Source organism: Nesterenkonia sandarakina (assembly GCF_014138825.1).
GTDB lineage: Bacteria > Actinomycetota > Actinomycetes > Actinomycetales > Micrococcaceae > Nesterenkonia > Nesterenkonia sandarakina.
The window spans coordinates 1,638,836-1,661,042 of the sequence record NZ_JACJIH010000001.1 but is presented as its reverse complement, the minus strand read 5'-3'; the positions used below and the strand labels follow the sequence as shown (position 1 = coordinate 1,661,042).

At 69.8% G+C, this 22,207-nt stretch carries 19 protein-coding genes; 11 read left to right on the top strand and 8 right to left on the bottom strand.

Going from position 1 to position 22,207, the window contains the following annotated elements; genetic code table 11:
- Positions 1 to 78: 78 nt before the first annotated feature.
- Both HNR24_RS07485 and HNR24_RS07480 read right to left on the bottom strand, forming a co-directional pair.
- The gene (locus tag HNR24_RS07485) at positions 79 to 4,113 is read right to left on the bottom strand and encodes a molybdopterin cofactor-binding domain-containing protein (protein ID WP_182495464.1); all 4,035 of its coding nucleotides are present in this window, start codon (positions 4,111 to 4,113) and stop codon (positions 79 to 81) included.
- 3 nt (positions 4,114 to 4,116) lie between these two features.
- Positions 4,117 to 5,157, bottom strand: a complete 1,041-nt coding sequence (locus HNR24_RS07480) for an XdhC family protein (protein WP_182495463.1) — start codon at positions 5,155 to 5,157, stop codon at positions 4,117 to 4,119.
- Between the two features lie 178 nt (positions 5,158 to 5,335).
- Between HNR24_RS07480 and HNR24_RS07475 the strand changes: the two genes are divergently transcribed.
- The 6 genes from HNR24_RS07475 to HNR24_RS07450 all read left to right on the top strand — a co-directional run bounded on the left by HNR24_RS07475 (position 5,336) and on the right by HNR24_RS07450 (position 10,756).
- A complete protein-coding gene (locus tag HNR24_RS07475; RefSeq protein WP_182495462.1) occupies positions 5,336 to 6,745 on the top strand; it encodes an amidohydrolase family protein in 1,410 nt (469 codons plus the stop codon).
- A gap of 102 nt (positions 6,746 to 6,847) precedes the next feature.
- On the top strand, positions 6,848 to 7,915 hold the full coding sequence (locus tag HNR24_RS07470; protein ID WP_179441717.1) for an ABC transporter substrate-binding protein: 1,068 nt from the start codon (positions 6,848 to 6,850) through the stop codon (positions 7,913 to 7,915).
- A 9-nt stretch (positions 7,916 to 7,924) separates the two neighbouring features.
- Positions 7,925 to 8,833 carry an ABC transporter ATP-binding protein gene (locus HNR24_RS07465; RefSeq protein WP_259392422.1) on the top strand — a complete coding sequence of 303 codons (909 nt, stop codon included), beginning with the start codon at positions 7,925 to 7,927 and terminating at the stop codon, positions 8,831 to 8,833.
- Positions 8,830 to 9,615: an ABC transporter permease gene (locus HNR24_RS07460; protein WP_182495461.1), complete on the top strand. Its 786-nt coding sequence runs from the start codon at positions 8,830 to 8,832 to the stop codon at positions 9,613 to 9,615. Before HNR24_RS07465 ends, HNR24_RS07460 begins: the two co-directional genes overlap by 4 nt.
- Positions 9,615 to 10,451 (top strand): ABC transporter permease, encoded by an 837-nt coding sequence (locus tag HNR24_RS07455; RefSeq protein WP_182495460.1) that lies wholly within the window; start codon positions 9,615 to 9,617, stop codon positions 10,449 to 10,451. Before HNR24_RS07460 ends, HNR24_RS07455 begins: the two co-directional genes overlap by 1 nt.
- Entirely contained in the window at positions 10,343 to 10,756 is a 414-nt protein-coding gene (locus tag HNR24_RS07450; RefSeq protein WP_259392573.1) for a carbon storage regulator, read from the top strand. Before HNR24_RS07455 ends, HNR24_RS07450 begins: the two co-directional genes overlap by 109 nt.
- 2 nt (positions 10,757 to 10,758) lie before the next feature.
- Here HNR24_RS07450 and HNR24_RS07445 read toward each other — a convergent pair whose 3' ends face one another.
- The gene (locus HNR24_RS07445) at positions 10,759 to 11,664 is read right to left on the bottom strand and encodes an SGNH/GDSL hydrolase family protein (protein ID WP_310735403.1); all 906 of its coding nucleotides are present in this window, start codon (positions 11,662 to 11,664) and stop codon (positions 10,759 to 10,761) included.
- 168 nt (positions 11,665 to 11,832) lie between these two features.
- Between HNR24_RS07445 and HNR24_RS07440 the strand changes: the two genes are divergently transcribed.
- Positions 11,833 to 12,492, top strand: a complete 660-nt coding sequence (locus HNR24_RS07440) for an alpha/beta hydrolase (RefSeq protein ID WP_182495459.1) — start codon at positions 11,833 to 11,835, stop codon at positions 12,490 to 12,492.
- Here HNR24_RS07440 and HNR24_RS07435 read toward each other — a convergent pair.
- From HNR24_RS07435 to HNR24_RS07415, 5 genes are all read right to left on the bottom strand, one after another.
- A complete protein-coding gene (locus HNR24_RS07435; protein ID WP_182495458.1) occupies positions 12,479 to 13,666 on the bottom strand; it encodes a glycosyltransferase in 1,188 nt (395 codons plus the stop codon). The genes HNR24_RS07440 and HNR24_RS07435 overlap by 14 nt on opposite strands.
- Positions 13,663 to 14,574 (bottom strand): glycosyltransferase family 2 protein, encoded by a 912-nt coding sequence (locus tag HNR24_RS07430; RefSeq protein ID WP_182495457.1) that lies wholly within the window; start codon positions 14,572 to 14,574, stop codon positions 13,663 to 13,665. The genes HNR24_RS07435 and HNR24_RS07430 overlap by 4 nt, the downstream gene beginning before the upstream one ends.
- Positions 14,571 to 15,779 (bottom strand): glycosyltransferase family 28 protein, encoded by a 1,209-nt coding sequence (locus HNR24_RS07425; RefSeq protein ID WP_182495456.1) that lies wholly within the window; start codon positions 15,777 to 15,779, stop codon positions 14,571 to 14,573. The genes HNR24_RS07430 and HNR24_RS07425 overlap by 4 nt, the downstream gene beginning before the upstream one ends.
- Positions 15,776 to 16,861 carry a glycosyltransferase gene (locus HNR24_RS07420; RefSeq protein ID WP_058888361.1) on the bottom strand — a complete coding sequence of 362 codons (1,086 nt, stop codon included), beginning with the start codon at positions 16,859 to 16,861 and terminating at the stop codon, positions 15,776 to 15,778. Before HNR24_RS07420 ends, HNR24_RS07425 begins: the two co-directional genes overlap by 4 nt.
- Positions 16,862 to 17,017: 156 nt before the next feature.
- Positions 17,018 to 17,263, bottom strand: coding sequence for an RNA-binding S4 domain-containing protein (locus HNR24_RS07415; protein WP_182495455.1), 246 nt, complete (start codon positions 17,261 to 17,263; stop codon positions 17,018 to 17,020).
- Between the two features lie 142 nt (positions 17,264 to 17,405).
- Between HNR24_RS07415 and HNR24_RS07410 the strand changes: the two genes are divergently transcribed.
- From HNR24_RS07410 to dusB, 4 genes are all read left to right on the top strand, one after another.
- Positions 17,406 to 18,407, top strand: a complete 1,002-nt coding sequence (locus HNR24_RS07410; protein ID WP_058888363.1) for a DMT family transporter — start codon at positions 17,406 to 17,408, stop codon at positions 18,405 to 18,407.
- Positions 18,408 to 18,490: 83 nt separating this feature from the next.
- Entirely contained in the window at positions 18,491 to 19,873 is a 1,383-nt protein-coding gene (locus HNR24_RS07405) for a glycine--tRNA ligase (RefSeq protein WP_058888364.1), read from the top strand.
- 127 nt (positions 19,874 to 20,000) lie between these two features.
- Positions 20,001 to 20,966, top strand: a complete 966-nt coding sequence (locus HNR24_RS07400; protein ID WP_179441760.1) for a GNAT family N-acetyltransferase — start codon at positions 20,001 to 20,003, stop codon at positions 20,964 to 20,966.
- An 11-nt stretch (positions 20,967 to 20,977) separates the two neighbouring features.
- On the top strand, positions 20,978 to 22,207 hold the full coding sequence (dusB, locus tag HNR24_RS07395) for a tRNA dihydrouridine synthase DusB (protein WP_182495454.1): 1,230 nt from the start codon (positions 20,978 to 20,980) through the stop codon (positions 22,205 to 22,207).

Sequence of the window (22,207 nt, the reverse complement as noted above, 5' to 3'; positions counted from 1 at the left end):
GCCCGGCGCTGGGTGCTCGCCGCTGTCTGCCCGGTGCTGCGTGCTCGGTGCTGCCTACCCCGCGTCGCCCGCCCGGTCTCAGCGATCCAGTGCCAGCGAATCGGCCGGCGCGGCGTCCAGTGCCTGCAGGATCCGGTCCTTGCGGAACGGAGTGCGGGTCATCCGCAGCCCGGTGGCGTCCCGGATCGCGTTGCCCAGGGCCGGGGCGACCGGGTTGAAGGGCGCCTCGGACATCGACTTCGCGCCCAGCGGACCGATCGCATCGTGGGTCTTCGCGAAGTGCACCTCGGTTCGGGGCACGTCGGCCATCTGCGGCACGTGGTAGTTGCGCAGGATATCCGTGGTGACGCGTCCGGCCTCGTCGATCTCGAGCTCCTCGAACATCGCCGCCCCCAGCGCCTGGGCGACCCCGCCTTCGATCTGACCCCGGCACTGGGCCTCATTGAGCACCACCCCGGCGTCGGCGGCGTGGACCGATTGCAGGATCGCCAGGGTGCCGCTGCGGCGGTCCACCGCGATCCGGAACCCTTGGACATTGAAGGAGACCGAGCGGGGCGTCCCGGCCCAGCTGCCCTCTCCGGTCACCCCGACCGGGTCCGCCTCCGGGTCGGCGGAGAGCTTCTTCAGGAGATCCTGCGCCGCGGCGTGGGCGGCCTTCACCCCGACCGTGATGCCGGTGGACCCGAAGGCCCCGGTGTCATAGTGCACCGCGTCGGTGTCTGCCTGGATCAGCTGGATCTTCTCCGCGGTGGTGCCCAGCACCTCGGCCACCACCTGGCGGTGCACCGTGGAGGTGCCATTGCCGAACTCTGCGGTGCCCACCTTGAGCAGATACCGCCCCTGGCCCTGGGCGGTGACCGTGACATGGGAGTGGTGTCCGTTGGGCGGCACGGTGTCGATCATGGCCACCGCGCTGCCGGTGCCCACAACCCAGTCGCCACGAGGCAGACCCCAGGAGGAGACCTCGCGGGCAGGAGTCCCGCCGTGGCGCTCCTCGCTGAGCAGTCGCTCGCACTGGGCGAGCTCGGTAGCGGTGAGCTCCTCGGTGCGCAGCTGCTCGCCGATGATCTGCAGACACTGCTGCAACCCGCCGACGTCGGCGGTCACATCATCGTGTTCCGCGCCGAAGAGCGCCTCCCCTTCGGTGACGATGTTCGCGGCCTTGAAGCGCAGCGGGTCCTCGCCGAGCTGGCGGGCGAGCTCGTCCATGGCGGAGTCCACCGCGAAGGTGGTCTGGCTCAGCCCGTAGCCACGGAACGCTCCGGCGGGCGGGTTGTTCGTGTAGACCACCTCGGCGTGGACCTGCTTATGCGGAGCCGAATAGAGCTGCATGGACTCGGTGATGCTGTGGAACATCACCCCGGGCCCGTGATTGCCATAGGCCCCGGTGTCGGAGAGCACGTTCAGCTGCATCGCCTGGAGTCTGCCCTCGGCTGAGGCGCCCAGTGCGACCTCCATCTGGAACGGGTGGCGGGTGGTGGTCGCAGCCAGCGCCTCGGAGCGGGTGAGCTCCAGCTGCACCGGCCGGCTGATGCCGCGAGACTTCAGCACCTGCAGCGCCAGCAGCACCAGGTCCTCGGTGAGCACCTCCTGCTTGGAGCCGAATCCGCCGCCCACGCGCGGGGCGAAGACTCGCACCGCCTCCGGCGCCAGTCCGAAGACCCGACAGAGCGTGCGCCGGACCAGGAACGGCACCTGGGTGGAGGAGCGCACGGTATACCGGCCCAGGTCATCGATCCAGCCCAGGGCGCCGTGGGTCTCCAACGCCACATGGGAGGTGCGGTGGCTCTGGAAGCTCGCCGAGTAGGTGGCCCCGGAGTCAGAGCTGCTGAGATGCGCCCTCGGGGCTCCCGGACCGGCAGACTCCTGGGCCTGCTGCAGTCGGGTGAGCTCCTGGGCGGGCTGCCCCTGGGAGCTGGAGGCCACCGCGATCAGGTTCTTCTGCGGGAGGAGGATCCGGTGCGTGGCGGTGTCCTTGTCCCCGTGGATCGCCGGCGCCGAGTCCTCCTGCGCCAGGCGTGGATCCAGCACCGCCGGGAGCAGCTCATAGTCGATCTGCACCAGCTTCGCGGCGCGCTCCGCCTGCCGCCGGGACTCCGCGACGACGACGGCGACCCGCTGTCCCACGTGCCGGAGCACCTGGTCCAGAACCCGGGTGTCGGCCGGGTCGTCCTCCACGAGCTCGTGCTGCGCGGAGGAATGGTGCTCCGTGGGGGCGTCCTGATGGGTTAGCACGGTGACCACGCCCTCCGCCGCCAGCGCCGCGGCGGCATCGATGCCCCGGATCCGCGCGTGGGCGTGCGGGGAGCGGATCACAACTAGGTGCAGCGGTGACTCCTCAGGGCGCTCGCCGGCCTCATCGAAGGTATAGGCCGCGGTCCCGGTGACCACGCCGGGGCCGGCGGGAGGCATCGGGCTCTTCCCGGGAGACGACTCGGCACTGACCCGCGGGGTCTGGCTGAGGGCGTCCTTGATCGAGCAGTAGCCGCTGCACCGGCAGAGGTTCCCCTTGAACCGGCGCAGCGTGGCGGGATCCTCCGGGTCGGTGCTGGTTCCGGCCGCGGGGGAGTAGGGGCCCTGCGCCGTGGCGGTCATCAGGAAGCCCGGCGTGCAGTAGCCGCACTGGAAGCCGTGCGCGTCCAGGAAGTCCCGCTGGGTGGGGTGCAGCGCTGCTCGCAGCGACTCGGGGTCCTGGCTGTTCTGGGTCTCCTGGTCCTCTGCCGCGCGAACCGTGGCCTCAGGGCTCAAACCCTGCACAGTGGTGACCTCTGCCCCGGCCACACGTTCTGCCGGGACGATGCAGCTGTGCACTGCGGTGGGCGCCTGCCCGGGCTGCCCCAGGTGCACCGTGCAGGCCCCGCAGTCCCCGGCCTCGCAGCCGCGCTTGACCCCGGCAGAACCGGTATCGCGCAGCCAGGTGCGCAGGCACTGACCCGGAGCCGCGTCGAGGATCAGCGGCTTCCCGTCCACCGTCACCTGCGCCGAAGATGCCGGGGCAGCCGGATCAGTCGGGGATGCCTGGGCGGCGGGGTCGGTGGGGTCTGCAGCGTCGGCAAGGTCGGTAGGGGAGTCCGCCCGGGACGAGGTCGGCTCGGGCAGTGCCGTGGCGGAAGCCGCGATGGACCCGCCGTGAGCCCCGCTGTGGGAGTGCTCCGCGAGGTCTTCGCGCAGTTCGGATGCCAGTCGGATGGTGGACTCGATCCTCCAGCTGCGATCGCCGTGGACATCGTCGTTCCACAGCGACTCGTCGATCTGCGTGCGGATCACCTCGGCCACGTCATCGCTGGGGCGCAGGCGCAGGATCACCGGGCGCACGGTGCTGGCGGTGATGGTCAGCCGGATGGTGCCGGGTTCGGAAGTGCCGTGTTCAGAGCTGCCTGGTCCAGAGCTGCCGGTGTCAGAGCTGGTGGGTCCTGCAGTGCCGGGTGCGGATGTGTCGGCGGTCCCGGCCGGCACCGGGGAGGCCAGCAGCAGCGTCGCGGAACGCCCGTATCGGGTGAGCGACTCGCGCACCATCAGCGTGGGTCGGGCCAGGGTGTGCGCCGGGATGAAGAACGCCCGGATCAGCTCGCCCGGGGCCAGGAAGGTATGCCCGGTGCTGCGCAGCAGATCGGAGACCTCCGCGGTGCGCCGGGTGCCGCCGGGGCAGAGGATCAGCGCAGTGGCCTCCATTCCGCTCAGCCACGAGGTCATCGGACCCGCGGGCAGGGCGGTGGCCACATTGCCTCCGACCGTGGAGGTGTTCCAGACCTTCCAGGACGCCACGAAGCACTCCGCGGCCGGAGCCATCAGCTGCACCCCCGGCAGCTCCGCGAGCTGGACCCCTCCCGCGGTGCTGGAGTGATGCGTGGCCAGCTCCGCGGCTGCAGCATGGAACTCAGCGATCGTGCAGGTCGCGGCGATCTCCAGCCCAGTCCACCCAGCTGTCCCGTCGTGCCAGGTCAGCGGGGCCCACCCGGCCTTGGTGATGTCCAGCAGCCTCCTCGGTGCCGGGTTGGAGAAGTCATAGCCGTAGGAGTAGAGCACGGTGCCCCCGGCCAGCCAGGAGTCCCCCGGTGCGAAGGCGTCCGGGTCCGTGGTGTGCAGGGTCTGCTCGACGCTGGTGATGTCCACGGGTCACACTGCCATTTCTTCGATGAGGCTCAGGCTGCGTGGCCGTGAGGTGTTGATCGGGCCGCTGGTCTGGTTCAGGGGCGTCCCGCCGGCGTGGGTGTTCTTCGCCGCGATGAGCTGAGCCATCATGGACACCGCCGCCTCCGCGGGGGACTGCGCGCCCAGGTCCAGCCCCAGCGGGGAGACCACCCGGTCTCGGGCGGCCTGGCTGTGGCCCAGCTCGTTCAGTGCGGCGTCCCGGCGTGCGGCTGAGCTGCGCGAGCCCATCGCTCCGAGGAAACAGCGGGCGGCGTCGTCGTCGGAGCTCAGGCTCTGCCAACGCAGGGCCGCGTCCAGCACCGGCACGTCGAGGTCGGGGTGATGGGTCATCACGCAGATCCCGGTCCAGGTGCTCTGCTGCGGGTCGTGGTCCTGACCCAGCAGCTCGGTGATCACACTGGCGGGGTGGCCCACGTGCAGCAGGGCCCCGGCGGGCACGCGCTCCTGGGTGGCGAAGGCGGGGCGGAGGTCCACCAGTTCCACGCGCCAGCCGGCCTGGATGCCCAGCTGGGCCAGGTGGAAGGAGAAGTCATGGACCCCGCTGAGGATCAGTCGAGGCGCCGCAGGCCGGTGCTCGGTCACGGTGAACCGTGCGCCGTCCTGGTCCTGGAGCTCCCGGGTGAGTGCGGCGCGGGTGCGGGGGTCCTGCCGGGCCAGCTCCCGCAGCGCGTCGAGATCTGCGCTGATCAGCGGCTGGATCAGCACCTCGATCTCCCCGCCGCAGGTCAGCGCGACGCCGAGGCCCGCCGCGCCGAACGGGGTGCCGTCGGGTCCATAGGACTCGCGCCGGATGCCGCCCGCGGCGATCGCGTCCTGGGCCGAGGCCGCCACGGAGGACTCCACGCAGCCCCCGGAGAGTGATCCGATGATCCGCAGGTCCGCGGAGACCGCCATGGAGGTGCCCACCGGGCTCGGCGCGGAGCCGCGGACCGAAACAATCGTTGCCACCGCCCAGTTCTCGGGCTCGTCGAAGCAGTCCACATAGGAGCCGATGCGATCCAGCACGGGGCCTCCTCCTCAAGCGGTCAGGGTGCGGGGAAATGCGGAGATTCGGCCTCCAGCATAGGCAGGCGCGGGTTACGGCGCCGTTACAGGATCGGCATTTACATGCCTGTAACCGGGCGGGATGAATGAAGAAACATCCGTTTCATAGGTTGGGGTCAATCTACTTTCAGGAGGACGGATGCCCCCCGCCCAGACCCGCGTCGACACGCTGATCCGCAACGCCTACCTCGTGCTGGAGGCCTCCGGGACAGGTGCCCAGGCCCAGCAGCAGGCGCTGGAAGCGGGCCGGGAGATCGACGGCGGGTGGATCGCGCTGCACGCCGGGCGGGTGCACAGCACCGGGTCCTCCACGCAGCCAGCGCCCCCGGCCGAGCGGGTCATCGATGCAGGAGGCCGACTGGTGACCCCGGGCCTGGTGAACACGCACCACCACATGTACCAGAACCTGACCCGAGCCTTCGCCCCGGCGATCAACGGCACGCTCTTCCAGTGGCTGACCACGCTCTACCCCCGCTGGGCCGCCCTGGATGAGGAGTCCACCTACCTCTCCACCTATGTGGCCTGCGCCGAGCTGCTGCTCAGCGGCTGCACCACCTCCTCGGACCACATGTACGTCCACCCGAAGCCGAATCTCATCGACGCCCAGATCAAGGCCACCACCGAGATCGGGTTCCGGTTCATGGCCAACCGGGGCTCGATGACCCGTTCGGTCGAGGACGGCGGGCTGCCACCGGCATCGGTGGTCCAGGACGAGGACACCATCCTGAGCGACTCGGAACGGCTGATCCGCACCTTCCACGACCCGACGCCGGGGGCGATGACCCGCGTGGCGCTGGCGCCGTGTTCGATGTTCTCGGTCAGCGAGTCGATCATGCGCGCCACCGCCGAGCTCGCCGAGCAGCACGATGTGCGCCTGCACACCCACCTGGCCGAGGACAAGGACGAGGACAGCTACGCGCTTGAGGTCTACGGCCGGCGCCCGGTGGAGTACTTCGAGGACGTCGGCTGGGCCACCCCGCGCTCCTGGGTGGCGCACTACGTCTACGGCAGCGCGGAGGAGAATCAGCGGCTCGCCGCGGCCGGGGTCAGCGCGACCCAGTGCCCCAGCTCCAACATGATCCTCGCCGGAGACACCGCGGACGCCCAGGCGCTGCGCTCCATGGGCATGCCGGTGGGGATCGGCTGCGACGGCTCAGCCTCCTCAGACTCCGCCAACCTCTGGATGGAGACCCGGGGCGCGATGCTGCTGGCCCGCTACCGCAGCGGCCCCTCGGCGATGTCCGCCCGGGAGGCGCTGTCCATGGCCACGGCAGGATCCGCCGCGAACCTCGGCTGGTCCGATGAGATCGGACACCTGAACCCCGGCGCCTGCGCCGACCTGGTCATCTGGGAGTCCTCCCAGCTGTCCCAGACCGGGGCGCTCACCGACCCGGTGGAGGGCTGGCTGCGCTCCGGACCTGCCAGCGGCTGGTACGTCCTGGTGGCCGGGAACCCGCTCGTCGAGGCCGGGGAGCTCAGGCTCGGCGAGCTCGACGAGGTGCTCCCGCGGCACGCCGCCGCGGCCGCCTCGATGCAGGGCCTGAACTGACCACCCGCACCCACAACCCGCACCCACCACTTGCTGCACCCAGCAGACGTATCCAGCAATCGCACCCACTGCCCACCGCACCCCTTGATGAAGGAGACCCCCATGAAGAATCCCGTCCACAGCCGCGGGCTGAAGCTGACCACCTTCTCCGCCGTCGCCCTGCTGGCCCTGACCTCCTGCGGCGGCGATGACAGCGCCTCCGCCGACTCGGGCGAGGACGCCAGCTACGGCGATATCAACATCGCGCTGTCCTGGGTCGAGAACGCCGAGTTCGCCGGGGAGTTCTTTGCCCAGGAGAACGGTTACTACGAGGAGGCCGGCTTCGAGACGGTGGAATTCATCCCCGGCCCCGGCCCCATCGAGAACATGGTGGCCTCAGGTGAGGCCACCTTCGGGACCTCCAACGCGGTGGCCACCGGGGAGATCATCGCCGAAGAGGACGCCCCGCTGAAGATCGTGGGCGCGAAGTACCAGCGCAACCCGTTCACCATCCTCTCGCTCGCCGACGAGGGCAACATCGCCTCCCCGGAAGACCTCGAGGGCAAGACCATCGGGGTGCAGGCAGGCGGGAATGAGGCGCTCTTCGAGGCGCTGCTGGAGGTCAACGACATCGACCCGGACTCTGTGGAGATGGTTCCGGTGGAATATGACCCGGCACCGCTGCTCGACGGCGAAGTGGACGGCTTCTTCGCCTATGTGATCAACGAATCGATCACCGTGGAGCTGATGGGTCACGAGGTCACCGACCTGATGCTCAGCGAGAACGGACTCCCGTTCGTGGCGGAGGCCCTCATCACCTCCGAGGAGATGATCGAGGAAGAGCCAGAGCTGATCAAGTCCTTCCTGGAAGCCGAGCTGCAGGGCTGGCAGGACGCGGTGAGCGACCCCGAGGAGGGCGCCCGCCTGGCCGTGGAGGAATACGGGGCACACCTGGATCTGGAGATGGACAAGGAGCTGCGCCAGGCAGAGGTCCAGGTGGACCTGGTGGTGACCGACGAGGTGCGGGAGAACGGGCTGCTCACCATCTCCGAGGATCTCCAGGCCGAGAGCGTGGACAGCCTGGAACGGGCCGGGGTGGATGTCACCGCCGAGGAGCTCTTCGACCTCTCGCTGCTCAGCGAGCTGCTCGAGGAGAAGCCTGAGCTCGCCGAGATCCCCGACGGAGTGTGAGCGCAGACCATGATGACGGCACCGCAGCGGCAGGCCGCTCTGGCCGAACAGTCCAGCCCTGACCAGACACGCACCGAACACTCCGGCGTCGAACACCCCGGCACTCGCCAGACCAGCGCCGCGCCTTCAGGCTCCGGCCTGCGGATCGAGGGGCTGAGCAAGTCCTTCAAGCTCCGCGGCGGGGAGACGCTGACCGCGTTGGATGACGTGTCCCTGCACACCGACCGTGGCAGCTTCCTGTCCCTGCTGGGACCCTCCGGCTGCGGGAAGTCCACGGTGCTGCGGGTGCTCGCCGGCCTGGAGGAGCCCACCTCCGGGGCCGCGCTGGTGGACGGGAAGACCCCGGCCCAGCTGCGCAGCGAGTCCGAACTGGGCATCGCGTTCCAGGACGCCGCGCTGCTGCCCTGGCGCAGCGTGGCCGCGAACATCCGGCTGCCCTTCGAAGTCTCCGGGCAGAAGCCCGATGATGCCCTGGTCTCGGAACTGATCGATCTGGTCGGGCTGAAGGGGTTCGAGAAGGCCAAACCGGGCCAGCTCTCCGGGGGCATGCGGCAGCGGGTCTCGATCGCCCGCGCCCTGGTCGTCCAGCCCTCGGTGCTGCTGCTCGACGAGCCCTTCGGCGCCTTGGATGACATGACCCGGCAGCGGCTGAACGATGAGCTGCTGCGGATCTGGACCGAGAAGCCGGCCACCACCTTGATGGTCACCCACGGCATCGCCGAGGCGATCTACCTCTCGGACAAGGTGGCCGTGATGAGCGCCCGTCCGGGACGGATCGCGGAGGTGATCGACGTGGATCTGCCGCGTCCGCGCACGCCGTCGATGATGCGCACCGCGGAGTTCCACGCCTTGCATGACCGGGCCTCCGAACTGCTCTTCGGTTCCCAGGAGACCGGGACCGGGGGAGAGGACGGATGAACACCGCGATCGACAGGCGCCGATCCGCGCTCTACAGCGCCGCCGGTCTGGGTGCGGTGATCCTGCTGTGGTGGGTGGGGTCGGTGACGGTGCTCGCCGAGGCGCGCATCCCCACACCCGGTGGGGTCATCGGGGCGCTTCTCAGGGATGGGTTCGGGTTCTACTGGCAGCACTTCTCAGTGACCATCCAGGAGGCCGCGATCGGCTTCTTCTGGGGAAACCTGATCGCGATCCTGCTGGCCTCGGTGGTGCTGGTGCTGCCCTGGACCGAGCGGCTGATCACCCAGATCGCGGTGATCAGCTACTGCATCCCCATCGTGGCGGTCGCTCCGGTGCTCTACATCGTGATCGGCGCCCCCTCCACCGGGGAGCCCTCGGGCACCGCGGTGGCGCTGGCGGTGCTTGCGGTGTTCTTCACCACCGTGGTGGGCACGCTGCTGGGCCTGAAATCTGCGGACCCGGCGAGTCTTGACGTGGTCAGCGTCTACGGCGGGTCCCGGCTCACCCAGCTGCGCAAGGTGCGGCTGATCGCCGCGCTGCCGGCGATCCTCAACGCGCTGCAGATCGCCGCCCCGGCGGCCCTGCTCGGGGCGATCCTCGGCGAGTACGTGGGAGGTGTCCGCCAGGGGGTGGGGCTGGCGCTGATCATCGCCCAGCAGAACCTCGATGTGGAACGCGCCTGGGCCATCGGTCTGCTGTGTGCGGCCGTGGCGGGAGGCGCCTACGCGCTCTTCGGCCTGATCGGGAAGGTGGCAGCACCGTGGTCGAAGGGAGTCGCGTGATGAGTGCAGCACCAGTGATGGAGGTCAGCCGTGGCAACCGCGCCGGAACCTTCACCCGCACCGCCCTGAGCACGCTGGGCAACACCGCGATCATGCTCACCGTGATCCTGGTGCTCTGGGTGGGTCTGCTGCGCGCCTTCGACGTCTCGGACTTCGTCGGGAAGGGCCCTCTGGACGTCTACGAGCACCTCTTCCTCGACGACGACGCCGCCGCGATCCGCGCAGAGATGTGGGGGCTCACGGCGGTGACCCTCCGCGACGCCGCGATCGGCTTCACCGCCGGGATGATCGCCGCCGTGGTGATCGCGGTGGGGATCGTGATGAGCCGGGTGGTGGAGTCGGCGGTGATGCCGCTGGCGATGATCGTGCGCTCGGTGCCGCTGGTGGCGCTGGCTCCGCTGATCATCCTCGCGCTGGGCCGCGGCACCGCCGTGGTCGCCGCGATGGGCGGGATCGTGGTGCTCTTCCCGGCGCTGGTCACCCTGGTCTTCGGCCTGCGCTCGGTGACCCCGCAGATCCGCGACGTCGTCACGGTCTACGGCGGGTCCACCTGGGACATCCTGCGCAAGGTCGCGGCGCCCTCGGCGCTGCCGGCGTTCTTCTCCGCGGTGCGGATCTCGGTGCCCGGCGCCTTCACCGGCGCGCTGCTGGCGCAATGGCTGGCCACCGGGGAGGGCATCGGCTACGCCGTCGTCTCCGCGGTCAGCCGCTCCCAGAACACCCGGGTCTGGGCGCTGGTGGTGGTGATCACGCTGGTCTCCCTGGTGCTCTACATGCTCGCCCAGCTGGTGGAGAACCTGGTGCTGCAGCACTACGACATGGCCAAGAAGGCCTGAGTCGCGGCGATGGGATCAAGATCGGCATCGACGCCCCGCGGGACGTCAAGGTCCAGCGCCGGGAGGTGCTGCTCACGGTCTCCGAGACCAACCTGCAGGCAGCCCCGGCCGCGAGCCCAGAGGCCGAGACCGCGCTGAAGGCGCTCTTCGGCACGTCCGACGGCGAGGCCGCGCCCAACGACGACGCCGCTTCCGCTGCGGACCCCGATGCCGGCCCCGAACCCAGTCCCGGTGCTCCCGCCGGCGACGATCAGGGTTCCGGCCCCGCCGGCCCGGACCGCACGCACTCCGCGCCCCGGAGCTGAGCTCAGGCGTCGATCGTGCCGCCACCCGGCGGCATGGACCCGCCGAAGAGCGGCTCGAAGTTGGGCCGCTTCGCGTGGATCCCGTCCCCGGAGGAGCGGCCACGCAGCCTGCGCACCACCCAGGGAAACAGGTGATGACGGGCCCACACGGCATCGTCCACCCGGGCCGCGCGCCAGGTCCGATGCGGCACCGGCCGCGGCTCCAGGGGCTGCAGGTCATGCTTGACGTTCAGCGTCTCCAGGACCATCCGGGCGATCGTGTGATGGCCCAGGGCGGAGAAGTGCAGCCGGTCCTCATCCCACATCTCGGGGCGGGTGAGCTCGCGCAGCGACCACATGTCAGCCACCAGGGCGTCATGCCGGGCCGCGATGGTGCGCACGTTCTCGTTGAAGATCGCGACCTTGCCGCGGATCGATCCGACCACGGGGGTCTCCCGGACGTCGGGGCCGTTGAAGAGCACGATGGTGGCGCCGGTGGTGCTCAGGATCTGCACCATGGTGTCCAGGACCCGGGCCGTCTCATCGGGGTCGCCGCCGGGCCGGATGACGTCGTTGCCGCCGGCGCACAGCGTGATCAGATCTGGGCGCAGCTGAAGGGCCGGCGCGATCTGCTCGTCCCGGATCTGGCCGATGAGCTTCCCGCGCACCGCCAGGTTGGCGTAGGAGAACTTCGGTGCCCCTGCCACGGTGGCCGCGCCGATCGCGAGCTCCTCAGCCACCCGGTCGGCCCACCCGCGGTGGTACCCCGGCCGGGTCTCATCTGGGTCCCCGATGCCCTCGGTGAAGGAGTCCCCCAGCGCCACATAGCGGGTCCAGGGGTGCCGCGGGGTGTCCGGTCCCTCCTCTGCGGGCCGGTCGGTGGTCTCGAGGAGGTCTTCGGCATTGTGGAGGTCTTCGGTGTAGTTCACCTCTCCATTCTCGCCGACGACCCCCTCCGGGCGCATCCGCCCAGGGGCTGATACCTGGGGCTGATCTGTGAGGCTGATCATCGGCGGCGCTGCGCCGGTCGATGCGGTCCACATGCTGCGCTGATTAGAGTGGAGCCGGCACCCTTCCCGTCACGCAAAGGTCTCTTCATGTCTGCAACCCCGCACGTCGCCTGGTCCCGCGAGCCCGAGGACCGCGCCGGCACCCCCTTGGTCGTGCTGCTGCACGGCTACGGCTCCCACGAACAGGATCTGATCGGGCTTGTCCCCGGGCTGCCGGCAGACTTCACCTATGCCTCCGTGCGCGCCCCCGTGGAGATGGAGTTCGGCGGCTACACCTGGTTCGACCTCGACGTGGAGCGGCTCGCCTATTCCTCCTCGGCAGCTCGCGCCGCAGTGGAGGATCTCTGGGAGTGGATCGCCTCGGTCAAGGACCAGCACAGCTCGGTGACCCTGCTCGGCTTCTCCATGGGCATGGCGATGGCCACCTCGCTGCTGCGCAGCCGCCCGGAGGCCTTCGCCGCCGTCGTCGGACTCTCTGGCTTTGCCGTGGACCCGACCCGTGGTGAGGGGCTTGAGGACTATTTCGACGACGAGGCGCTGGCCGCCGCGAAGGTCCCGTTCTTCTGGGGCCGCGACCAGGAGGACCCGATCATCCCGCCCGAGCACGTGGAGTACACCCACAGCTGGGCCACCAAGACCGTGAAGCTGACCAAGGTGCTCTACGCCGGGGCCGGGCACGGCGTGGTGCCCCAGGAGATCAGCCACGTGGGGGAGTTCCTGACCCACATCGTGCTCAACCCTCGCTGAGCACTCTGGCGTAGATCTCCGCATGGGCGGCGGCGATCGCTCGCCGCTGCTCTTCCCGCCAGTCCTGACGGGCCGGGGCCGCCGGGGCGCGCCAGGGCGTGTTCCCGGCGGGGTAGGAGCCTGACTGCGCGCCGGCCGCGTGGGTGCTGGCCGCCTGGGTGCTGGCGGCCTGCACCGCGCGGGTCAGGCTCGCCGCGTCGAGTCGCCCGTCCTGCCAGCGGTAGAGGAAGTCGGCTCCCTGGCTCCGGTAGCAGCCCACGTCCGGGGCGATCACCGTGGTGCCCAGATCGTGGGCAGCCTCCATCCAGCCCGAATGCGTGCCGAAGCGATAGGGCAGCAACGAGGCGTGCAGGCTCGAGAGGTAGTCGAAGAGCTCGGCGTCGGTGAAGAAGTCGTGCACCCGAAGGTCCAGGAGCTCAGGGTCCTGACGTTTCAGCCAGCGGACCAGCCGCGCGTCGTGGCGTGTCCCGGAGGAGTCGAACACGTCGTGGTGCAGGTCCACCTGCAGCACTGCTCGGGGAATCTCACGCAGCGCCGCGAGCGCGGCCTCGAGGACCTCGATGCCGACCATATTGGCGCGCAGGCTCTTCAGATGCACGCCAAGTCGGAACTCCTCGGTCCGGCGCCGCGGCGACTCGGCGTACCTGCGGATCAGCTCCAGGTCCACCACGTGGGGATGCGGGATCACCTCCGCGCTCACACCCCAGCGGGTGAAGATCTCCTCGGCGGCCTGGTCGCTGAGCGTGATCACTGCCCGTGCCCGGGCGAAGAGCACCTGAAGCTGGGCCTCATGCAGCGCCGGATCCTCCTGGTGCGGGTTCCACAGATCATGCGCGGTGTAGATCAGGGGTCGGCCGTGGGCGTCGAGCGCGTCGAAGACCTCGTGGAGCTGCTCGGGGGTCTGCGCGTCGAAGCCGAAATGGACGTGCATCAGATCGAAGTCGTGCGCGGCGATCCAGTCCGGGTCCAGCATCGCCGGCGGCCACCACGGCGCCCCGGTGGGGGTGTCCTTCCGCGGAGAGGGCGGATCCGGCAGCCGGCGCACCACGAGGTGTTCCGACTCTCTCGGTTCCGGCTGCTCCGGCGCTTCCGTCCTGCGGGCTGCGTCGTCCGGGTGTTGGAGATGGCGGATGTAGACATGGGATGCGGGCACCGAGGCCACGGTGATGCTCATGCCGAGCTCCCGCTGGGGGTTTCCGCCGCGGGGGCTGCCGCGACCCAGTGCTCGCCGACCCGGCGGATCAGTCCCAGCCGTTTGAACTCTTCCAGCCAGCCCTGCATCGGCCAGTGCCCCCACCGATCCGCGAAGATCCGGCCATTGCGCAGGATGTCGGGGAGGTGCTCCACCGGCGGTCGGGACACCGGGTGATGCTGGTGGTAGGCACGGGCACCTCCCACCCAGGTCAGCTCGACCCCGCGTGCCCTGGCGCGCCAGGAGAAGTCGGTGTCCTCGGCCCCGTAGCCGGTGTAGGCCTCGTCGAACCCGCCGATGTGCTCCCAGACGTCCCGGCGCACCGCGAAGGACAGCGACCAGAACAGCGCGTGCTCTCCGCCGGTGATGATCTCTCCGGGCTCCGGTGCTGGCCGGGCCGGATGCGGGGCGGCCCAGCTCGCAAGCTGCTGTGCGGAGGCGGCGTCGAGCTTCTCCGCTGGAAGCTCGGGAAGATACGCGACCGGGCCGCACAGCAGGTCCTCCGGTCGCTGCTGCGCCGCCTGGAGGTAGGCGCGGATCAGCTCGGGGTCCGGGATGCAGTCCACGTCCAGGAAGATCAGCAGGTCCTCGGCTTCGGTGAGGTCCTTGAGCGCCTGGCCCGCGCCCATATTGCGGGCCGCGGCCAGCGGAAGCCGGCCAGAGCTGCGCGCGATGCTCAGCACCTGGGTGTCCGGCGCGACGTCGTCATCTGGTCCTGCTGCGTCGAGCTGCGCGCTGACCCGGGGGTCCGCCATGGCGACCACCACGTGGCGCAGCGGAGGGTGGGTGCTGGTGCGCAGCGCGGCGCGCTGCCGCTGAAGATGCGCGTGGCGACCATGGACCGCAGTCACGACGACGGCGCGCGCTTCAGCTCGGTGGGGAAGGGTCATCGGAGCACCTCGCTGATCTCTTCTGCACCGCTGGTAGCTGGGGAATGTCGGGAGGGGGTGTCGAGAATGGCGTCTAACAGCTCGGCGAACCGCAGCGCGGCCGCGCCGTCGCACCAGCTCTCCCAGTCCGCACCGGGCAGCTGGAGGACCTGCGCCACGGCCCGGTCCCAGCCTGCGGAGTCGCCGGCCTCGGGGGCGCGGACCGCGGGCCAGGGGCCGCACTCCAGGGCGGCGAGCATGTGCTGCTGTTCCTGGTGCGGGCGATCCAGAGCGGTGACAAGGGCGGGGGTGCGACTGGCGGCGACCTCGGCGATGGAGTTCTGTCCGGCCGCGGTGAGCACCAGATCAGCACGTTGCAGCAGCTTCCAGGGGTCGTCCTCCCAGCCGGACTCGCCGCCGAGTACCCGCAGCCGTGCCTTCGGGAGGGCCCGGCGCAGCTGCGCGACCGCAGCCGGGGGCACCGCTCCTCCGCCGGCGCCGCTGAGCACCAGGACCTCCAGGGGTGGATCTTCTGCGGCTGCGCGCGCGCTGGGGTGGCCGGTGCTGGGGGAGGCCGGCCGCGCATCGCGTGGCGCGGGGGTGAAGCGGGAGAGTCCGCCCAGGGCCTGGACTGCCGGGGCGCCGGTGAGGATCCCGGTGGCCTGAGCGGGCCACATTCCCACCACCGCGGTGGAGACCGAATAGCCCAGCCGGTGCGCCGGGTCGCTGCGGTCCCCGGGCAGCGCCACGGTGACCACCGGGATCCCGTGCAGTCGGGCCAGCAGCGCGATCTCCACCGAGACATCGGCGACGAGCAGCTGCGGGGCGGCGTGATCGATCCAGGCCGAGAGCTGCGCGCTGCGCCGGCGCAGCCCGGGGTGGTGCAGCGGAGCCCAGTGCAGCGTCCCCGCCGCGGTGGGCGCCCGGAACTCGCCCTGCACCGGCCCGCCGTCGTCCGGCCGGTCAAGATCCAGCCCGGCAAGATCCGGCCCGCCGTCGCCTGTCCCGCCGCGAGGCTGCCCGGTGCTCTGCGGCATCGGGCTGTCATCCATCGGGGTGTCATCGCGGGCGAGCTGGACCCAGCCGGCCGCGCTGGGCCAGTCTGCCGGCTCTGCCAGGGAGGAGATCCCGGTGATCCGGGTTCCCCGGGCGGCAGCGGCATGGGCCACGGCGGTGGCGCGGTGCAGATGTCCACGGCCCTGGTGGTGGATGTACCAGCCGATCATCGGGTGGAGGCGCTGGGTTCGGTGGAGGGCTCCATCGCCATCTCGGCGTAGAGCAGCTCGTAGTCGTCGACCATCCGCTCCAGGGACAGGTCCCCTTCAGCGCGCTGGCGGACCTCGCGGCGGTCGCGGCGCGCGGCACGGGTGATCGCCTCGGCTAGCGCGGCCACGGAACTCTCCGCAGCGAGCGCGCCGGAGGCCTCCGTGACGATCTCGACCAACCCCCCGCGTGGGAACGCCGCGACCGGGGTCCCACAGGACATCGCCTCTGCTGCGACCAGGCCGTAGGGTTCGTCCCACTGCGAGCTGACCACGGCGACCGCGGAGGAGCCGACGAGCTCGACCAGCTCGCGGTGGCGCAGGTGGCCCACATAGACCGCGTCGTCACCGAGCCGCGGCTGGAGCTGCTGCTCGAAGTAGCTGCGGTCCATGATGGGCCCGGCCAGGGTGATGCTGCGGCCGGCGGCGCGCGCGGCGTCGATCGCGAGGTGAGGAGCCTTCTCCGGCACCACCCGTCCGGTCCAGACGCATTCGTTGCCTCCCGGCCCGGGGTGCCAGACCTCGGTGTCGATCCCGTTGGGGATCACGCTGGCAGTCACGGAATCTGCCCAGGCCCGCGCCGTGGCGGAGCTCACCGCGGTGAACACCGAGGAGCCAGCGGCGTAGGTCATCGCTGATTCCAGCCAGGGGGTCGGGGGAGTGTGCAGCGTGGTGAGCATCGGCACCGGCAGCAGCGCCGAGAGCGCCAGCGGAAGGTGGTGCAGCGAGTTGTTGTGGATCACGTCGAAGTCCCGGGACTCCGCCAGGCGCAGCATCAGACCCAGGTAGGCGTGGTGCTGCTGCATCCAGTCCACCGGCATCGCGCCGACGTCGGAGCGGGCAGTCTCACTGAGCTCGAGGCGTTCCGGCAGGAGCATCTGCGCGCCCAGCTCCGGATCGCTGCCGCCCGCGGCGAACAGCGTGACCGAGTGGCCTCGGCTGATGAGCTTCCTTGCCACCGTGTGTGTAAAAGCTTCGAGCCCCCCGGCGAAGGGTTCCCTGATGGGGAACTGGCTCGAGGCGATGATGCATATGCGCAACCGCACCCCTAGTTCACAGGGCGAGGCACAGCCCCCCGGCGCCGGTCATCGAAGACCGGCAGGCACCTCGCAGAAGAATGTCTTTGAGGGCCCGGCGCACCTGCGTGCACCCGCCCCTAGAGGCACTGTACACGCGGTTTCAGGGAGCGAGGATCAGTTCCGTCAGCCTTCGACGGGCATGAGTCGGGCGGCCGGCAGTCCGAAGGGCTCGCCGTCGAACTCCACGAGCTGGCCGCGCTTGATCTGGGCGCCGCGCCGGGTCTCCACCTCACCGTCCACGCGCACGCCCGAGGAGTCGATCACCTCACGGGCGATCGCGCCGTTCTCCACCACTCCGGCCAGCTTCAGCAGCTGCCCCAGACGGATGGACTCATCGCGGATCGGGACCTCAGACACCTCGAGATTCATGGTCCAAGTCTGTCATGCCCTCCCAGCGTCCCCACCCATCCTTTTACCGGGGGTTCCGTGTTTCACCGGCCAGACGGGCCGCCCGGTCAACTGCGCAACCCCCGGTAAAACGCTGGGCTGGGGGCTGGCTACAGTGAGTCTCATGAGTTCTGCTGTGCCCGCCGCGGCGCCCCGTTCCCCGCTGGTCTGGGTCTTCCTGTTGCTGCTGATGCTCGCCTCCGGGGCGGCGATCCCCGCCCAGGGAAGGGTCAATGCCGCGCTGACCGCTGAGATCGGTGACCCGGTCCTGGCGGCGACGATCAGCTTCTCCGTGGGCAGCGTGATCCTGCTGCTGGTGACCTTCGGCACACCCCGTGGTCGGCGGGCGATGGCCCGAGTGGCACCGGCGGTCCGCGACGGCCGGATCCGATGGTGGTATTTCTTGGCAGGGTGCGTGGGTGCCTACTTCGTGCTCACCCAGACCCTGACCATCGGGCTGATCGGCGTGGCCGTGTTCACCGTGGCCGTGGTCACCGGTCAGACCCTGGGCGGTCTGCTCTGGGACCGGATCGGACTCGGCCCGGCCGGGCGGATGCGCCTGAATCCGTTCCGTGTGGGTGGCGCCGTGCTGACCGTGCTGGCGGTGCTCTGGGCGGTCTCTCCGCAGCTGGGCGCACCGGGACAGGGACTGGCCTGGCTGGCGCTGGTGCTGCTGCCGCTCTCCGGAGGGTTCCTCCAAGCCGCTCAGCAGGCGATCAACGGCCGGCACTCCGCGGCCTATGCCTCGCCGGCGCCGGGCACGCTGTTCAACTTCCTGGCCGGCACGGTGTTCCTCCTCCTGGTCTGGGCCGGCAAGGCCCTGATCAGCGGCGCGGAGCCGGCGCTGTCGCTGACCTGGTGGCACTACCTCGGCGGACCGCTGGGCATCATCTTCATCGCACTGGGAGCGCTGCTGGTCACCCGGGTGGGGGTGCTGATCGCCGCGATGGGCATGATCGCGGGCCAGCTCCTGGGCTCGCTGCTGCTCGACGTGCTGCTCCCGACGCCGGGCTCCTTGGTCACCACTGCCACGGTGCTGGGCACCGGGCTGACCCTGATCGCGGTGATCCTGGCCTCGCTGCCCGATATCCTGCGCGGGCGCCCCGGTCCCCGGTCCGCTGCTTGAGCCGCTTCCGCACCTGCCGCGCCAGCGCGATAAGCTGACGCAATCTGTGTTCATCCCCGTTCTACCTGAGGTGTATCTGCCACATGGCCAAAGAGACCGCACTCGACAAAGTCATCTCCCTGGCGAAGCGTCGCGGCTTCGTGTTCCAGTCCGGTGAGATCTACGGCGGCACTCGCTCTGCCTGGGACTACGGGCCGCTGGGCACCGAGCTGAAGGAGAACATCAAGGCCGAATGGTGGCAGACCTTCATCCGCGGCCGCGGCGACATGGTCGGGCTGGACTCCGCGATCATCCTGCCCCAGGCGGTCTGGCACGCCTCGGGCCACGTCAAGACGTTCTCTGACCCGCTGGTGGAGTCGCTCCACACGCACCGCCGCTACCGGGCCGATCATCTGATCGAGGCCTATGAGGCCAAGCACGGGCACCCGCCGGAGAACGGCCTGGCTGACATCCGCGACCCGGAGACCGGCCAGCCCGGGAAGTGGACCGAACCGCAGCAGTTCTCCGGGCTGATGAAGACCTTCCTGGGACCGGTGGATGATCAGGAGGGGCTGCACTACATGCGCCCCGAGACCGCCCAGGGCATCTTCGTGAACTTCAACAACGTGGTGACCTCGGCGCGAAAGAAGCCGCCCTTCGGCATCGGCCAGATCGGCAAGGCCTTCCGCAACGAGATCACCCCCGGCAACTTCATCTTCCGGACCCGCGAGTTCGAACAGATGGAGATCGAGTACTTCACCCACCCGGATGAGGCCGACGAGTGGTTCAAGCACTGGGTGGACGCCTGCTACAACTGGTTCGTCGACCTGGGTCTGAACCCGGAGAACCTGCGCAAGTTCGACGTGCCCGAGGACGACCGGGCGCACTACTCCGCTGGCACCATCGACCTGGAATACCGCTTCGACTTCGCCGGCTCGGCCTGGGGCGAGCTCATGGGCATCGCCAACCGCACCGACTATGACCTGAACTCGCACACCGAGGCCTCCGGTGCGAAGCTGCAGTACTTCGACCAGGCCAGCGGCACCCGCTACACCCCGTACGTGATCGAGCCCTCCTTCGGCCTGACCCGCGCGATGATGGCCTTCCTGGTGGACTCCTACACCGAGGACGAGGCGCCGAACACCAAGGGCGGGGTGGACACCCGGACCGTGCTGAAGCTGCACCCCAAGCTGGCCCCGGTGAAGGCCGCGGTGCTGCCCCTGTCGAAGAAGCCCGAGCTCGCCGGGGTCTCTCAGGACCTGGCCCAGTCGTTGCGCCAGCACTGGAACATCGACTTCGACGACTCCGGCGCCATCGGTCGCCGCTACCGTCGCCAGGACGAGATCGGCACCCCGTTCTGCATCACCGTGGACTTCGACACCCTCGAGGACCAGGCGGTCACCATCCGGGACCGCGACGAGATGACCCAGGAGCGGGTCTCGCTGGACAAGGTGCAGTCCTACCTGGCGGTGAAGCTGCTCGGCTGAGTCGGCCGCGCAGCCGGGGAGCCGGGCATCACAGTGAGGAGGGCAAGCTTTGTGTGCCCGCGCGTGCGGGACTACCATTGCGTGGTTGGTCTGAACGACACCTTCTGCCCTTGTCTAAGGAAATGTGATGAGTACTGAGCACGACGCCGAGGCTCGCCCCGCGAACCCGGCCCGGCTGACCCTGGAATCCGGTCTCACGGTGCGCCCCTGGGCCGATGGTGATGACCTGAAGCTGCTCCAGGTCTGGGGAGACCCGGAGAACTCGATGCACCACCAGGACCGCAGCCTGCTGCGGCCCTCCTCCAACGAGCCCTGGTCCCGGTGCATCGTGGCCGAGGCGGATGGCCTGCCGGTGGCCGCAGCCACGATCTTCCGCTCCTCGCTGCACCCGGACCGGCTCTCCTTCTACGCGGAGGTCGCCCCGGAGCACCGCCGCCGCGGAGTCGCCGCCCAGATGCTGCAGATCCTCGAGGCCGAGGTGCCCAACTGTGCGGTGCAGTCGCTGAAGGCGCGCGTGGCCAAGCGCTCCGCCGCCCAGTGCTTCCTCAAGGACAACGGCTTCACCAAGATCCAGGCCTCCCGCCAGGTGATCGTCCAGCCCGGCGCCATCTCGCTGCCGGACCTGGACAGCGCCGGACTGGACCTCGAGGACCTCGCCACAGGCTCGGTGGAGCTGACCCAGATGGTCGCGGACTTCTACAACACCGTGCACACCTGGGACCGCGCCGAGATGACCATCGGCAAGGCCCAGCAGATGCTGCTCGGCCCGGAGACCGGAGCCTCCGGCGCCGTGGTGCTGCGCGACACCTCCGAGGGCGGGAACAACGCCATCCTGGCCTTCGCGATCAGCTACACCTCCGAGCGCACCGACGAGCCAGCCGACGTGCTGCTGGGCTGGAACACCGCCCTGGATGACTCCGACGCCGAGACCGCCTGCCGCGCGATGCTCGCGCTGCTGGCCGCGCACTTCCCGGTCAAGGTCGAGGTCGACGACGCCATGGGGCCGCTGAAGACCGTCACCGATGAGCTGATCGCCGCCGGGGACGCCGAGTACGACTTCGAGGCGCTGATCTACGCCAAAGACGCAGCCTGAGCGGGGAGCCCATGACCGCTGAGTCCACCGACACGCTCACCCGCGAGCCCGCCCAGCAGAGCGCTGCGACGGAAGCCGGCGCCCGCACCGGGGCGCTGCTGCCGCCGCTGACCCTGGGCCCGATCACGGTGCAGACCCCGGTGGTGCTGGCCCCGATGGCCGGGATCACCAACACCGCCTTCCGCAGGCTCTGCCGGGACTACGGCGGCGGGCTCTTCGTCAACGAGATGGTCACCGCACGCGCCCTGGTGGAGCGTCGGCCGGAATCGCTGCGGATCATCAAGCACGAACCCGACGAGGTTCCGCGTTCGGTGCAACTCTACTCGGTGGACCCGGTCACCACCGGCCACGCCGTGCGAATGCTGGTCGACGAGGGCCGCGCCGATCACATCGACATGAACTTCGGCTGCCCGGTGCCCAAGGTCACCCGCAAGGGCGGCGGCTCCGCGCTGCCCTGGAAGACCCGGCTCTTCGAGTCCATCGTCGCCACCGCCGTGCGGGAGGCCTCCAAGGCGAACATCCCGGTGACCGTGAAGATGCGCAAGGGCATCGACGAGGACCACCTCACTTATATCGAGGCCGGCAGGATCGCCCGAGACTCCGGGGTGGCCGCCGTGGCCCTGCATGGACGCACCGCCCGGCAGCACTACTCCGGTCAGGCCGACTGGTCCGCGATCGCCGCGCTGCGGGAATCCCTCCCCGACATCCCGGTGCTGGGCAATGGGGACATCTGGTCAGCAGAGGACGCCGTGGCGATGGTGGAGCAGACCGGGGTGGACGGCGTCGTCGTGGGCCGTGGCTGTCAGGGCCGGCCCTGGCTCTTCGGGGACCTCCAGGCCGCCTTCGAGGGTCGCGAGGAGCGGCACCGCCCGGATCTGCCGATGGTCTCCGCCACGCTGCTGCGTCACGCGCAGATGCTGATCCCGTATTTCGACGGCGACGAGCGCAAGGCCATGCAGGACATCCGCAAGCACGTGGCCTGGTACTTCAAGGGCTACGCCGTGGGGTCCCAGCTGCGCACCCAGCTGGTCGCAGTGGAGTCCATGGCCCAGCTCGAGGACCTGCTCGGGCAGCTGGATCAGACCCTGAGCTACCCCGGGGCCGACGCCGAGGGTCCGCGCGGCCGGGCCGGATCACCCAAGAAGGTCCACCTTCCCCAGGACTGGCTGGAGTCTCAGGAGCTCAACGAGGTGCAGCGCGAGATGATCCAGGCCGCAGAGGTCGACACCTCCGGCGGATAG

Excerpts from the sequence above, each read along its gene's own strand:
- HNR24_RS07475 (WP_182495462.1), top strand. The coding sequence starts at position 5,336 with ATGCCCCCCGCCCAGACCCGCGTCGACACGCTGATCCGCAACGCCTAC.
- HNR24_RS07470 (WP_179441717.1), top strand. The coding sequence starts at position 6,848 with ATGAAGAATCCCGTCCACAGCCGCGGGCTGAAGCTGACCACCTTCTCC.
- HNR24_RS07465 (WP_259392422.1), top strand. The coding sequence starts at position 7,925 with ATGATGACGGCACCGCAGCGGCAGGCCGCTCTGGCCGAACAGTCCAGC.
- HNR24_RS07460 (WP_182495461.1), top strand. The coding sequence starts at position 8,830 with ATGAACACCGCGATCGACAGGCGCCGATCCGCGCTCTACAGCGCCGCC.
- HNR24_RS07455 (WP_182495460.1), top strand. The coding sequence starts at position 9,615 with ATGAGTGCAGCACCAGTGATGGAGGTCAGCCGTGGCAACCGCGCCGGA.
- HNR24_RS07440 (WP_182495459.1), top strand. The coding sequence starts at position 11,833 with ATGTCTGCAACCCCGCACGTCGCCTGGTCCCGCGAGCCCGAGGACCGC.
- HNR24_RS07435 (WP_182495458.1), bottom strand. The coding sequence starts at position 13,666 with ATGAGCATCACCGTGGCCTCGGTGCCCGCATCCCATGTCTACATCCGC.
- HNR24_RS07430 (WP_182495457.1), bottom strand. The coding sequence starts at position 14,574 with ATGACCCTTCCCCACCGAGCTGAAGCGCGCGCCGTCGTCGTGACTGCG.
- HNR24_RS07425 (WP_182495456.1), bottom strand. The coding sequence starts at position 15,779 with ATGATCGGCTGGTACATCCACCACCAGGGCCGTGGACATCTGCACCGC.
- HNR24_RS07415 (WP_182495455.1), bottom strand. The coding sequence starts at position 17,263 with ATGAATCTCGAGGTGTCTGAGGTCCCGATCCGCGATGAGTCCATCCGT.
- HNR24_RS07410 (WP_058888363.1), top strand. The coding sequence starts at position 17,406 with ATGAGTTCTGCTGTGCCCGCCGCGGCGCCCCGTTCCCCGCTGGTCTGG.
- HNR24_RS07405 (WP_058888364.1), top strand. The coding sequence starts at position 18,491 with ATGGCCAAAGAGACCGCACTCGACAAAGTCATCTCCCTGGCGAAGCGT.
- HNR24_RS07400 (WP_179441760.1), top strand. The coding sequence starts at position 20,001 with ATGAGTACTGAGCACGACGCCGAGGCTCGCCCCGCGAACCCGGCCCGG.
- dusB (WP_182495454.1), top strand. The coding sequence starts at position 20,978 with ATGACCGCTGAGTCCACCGACACGCTCACCCGCGAGCCCGCCCAGCAG.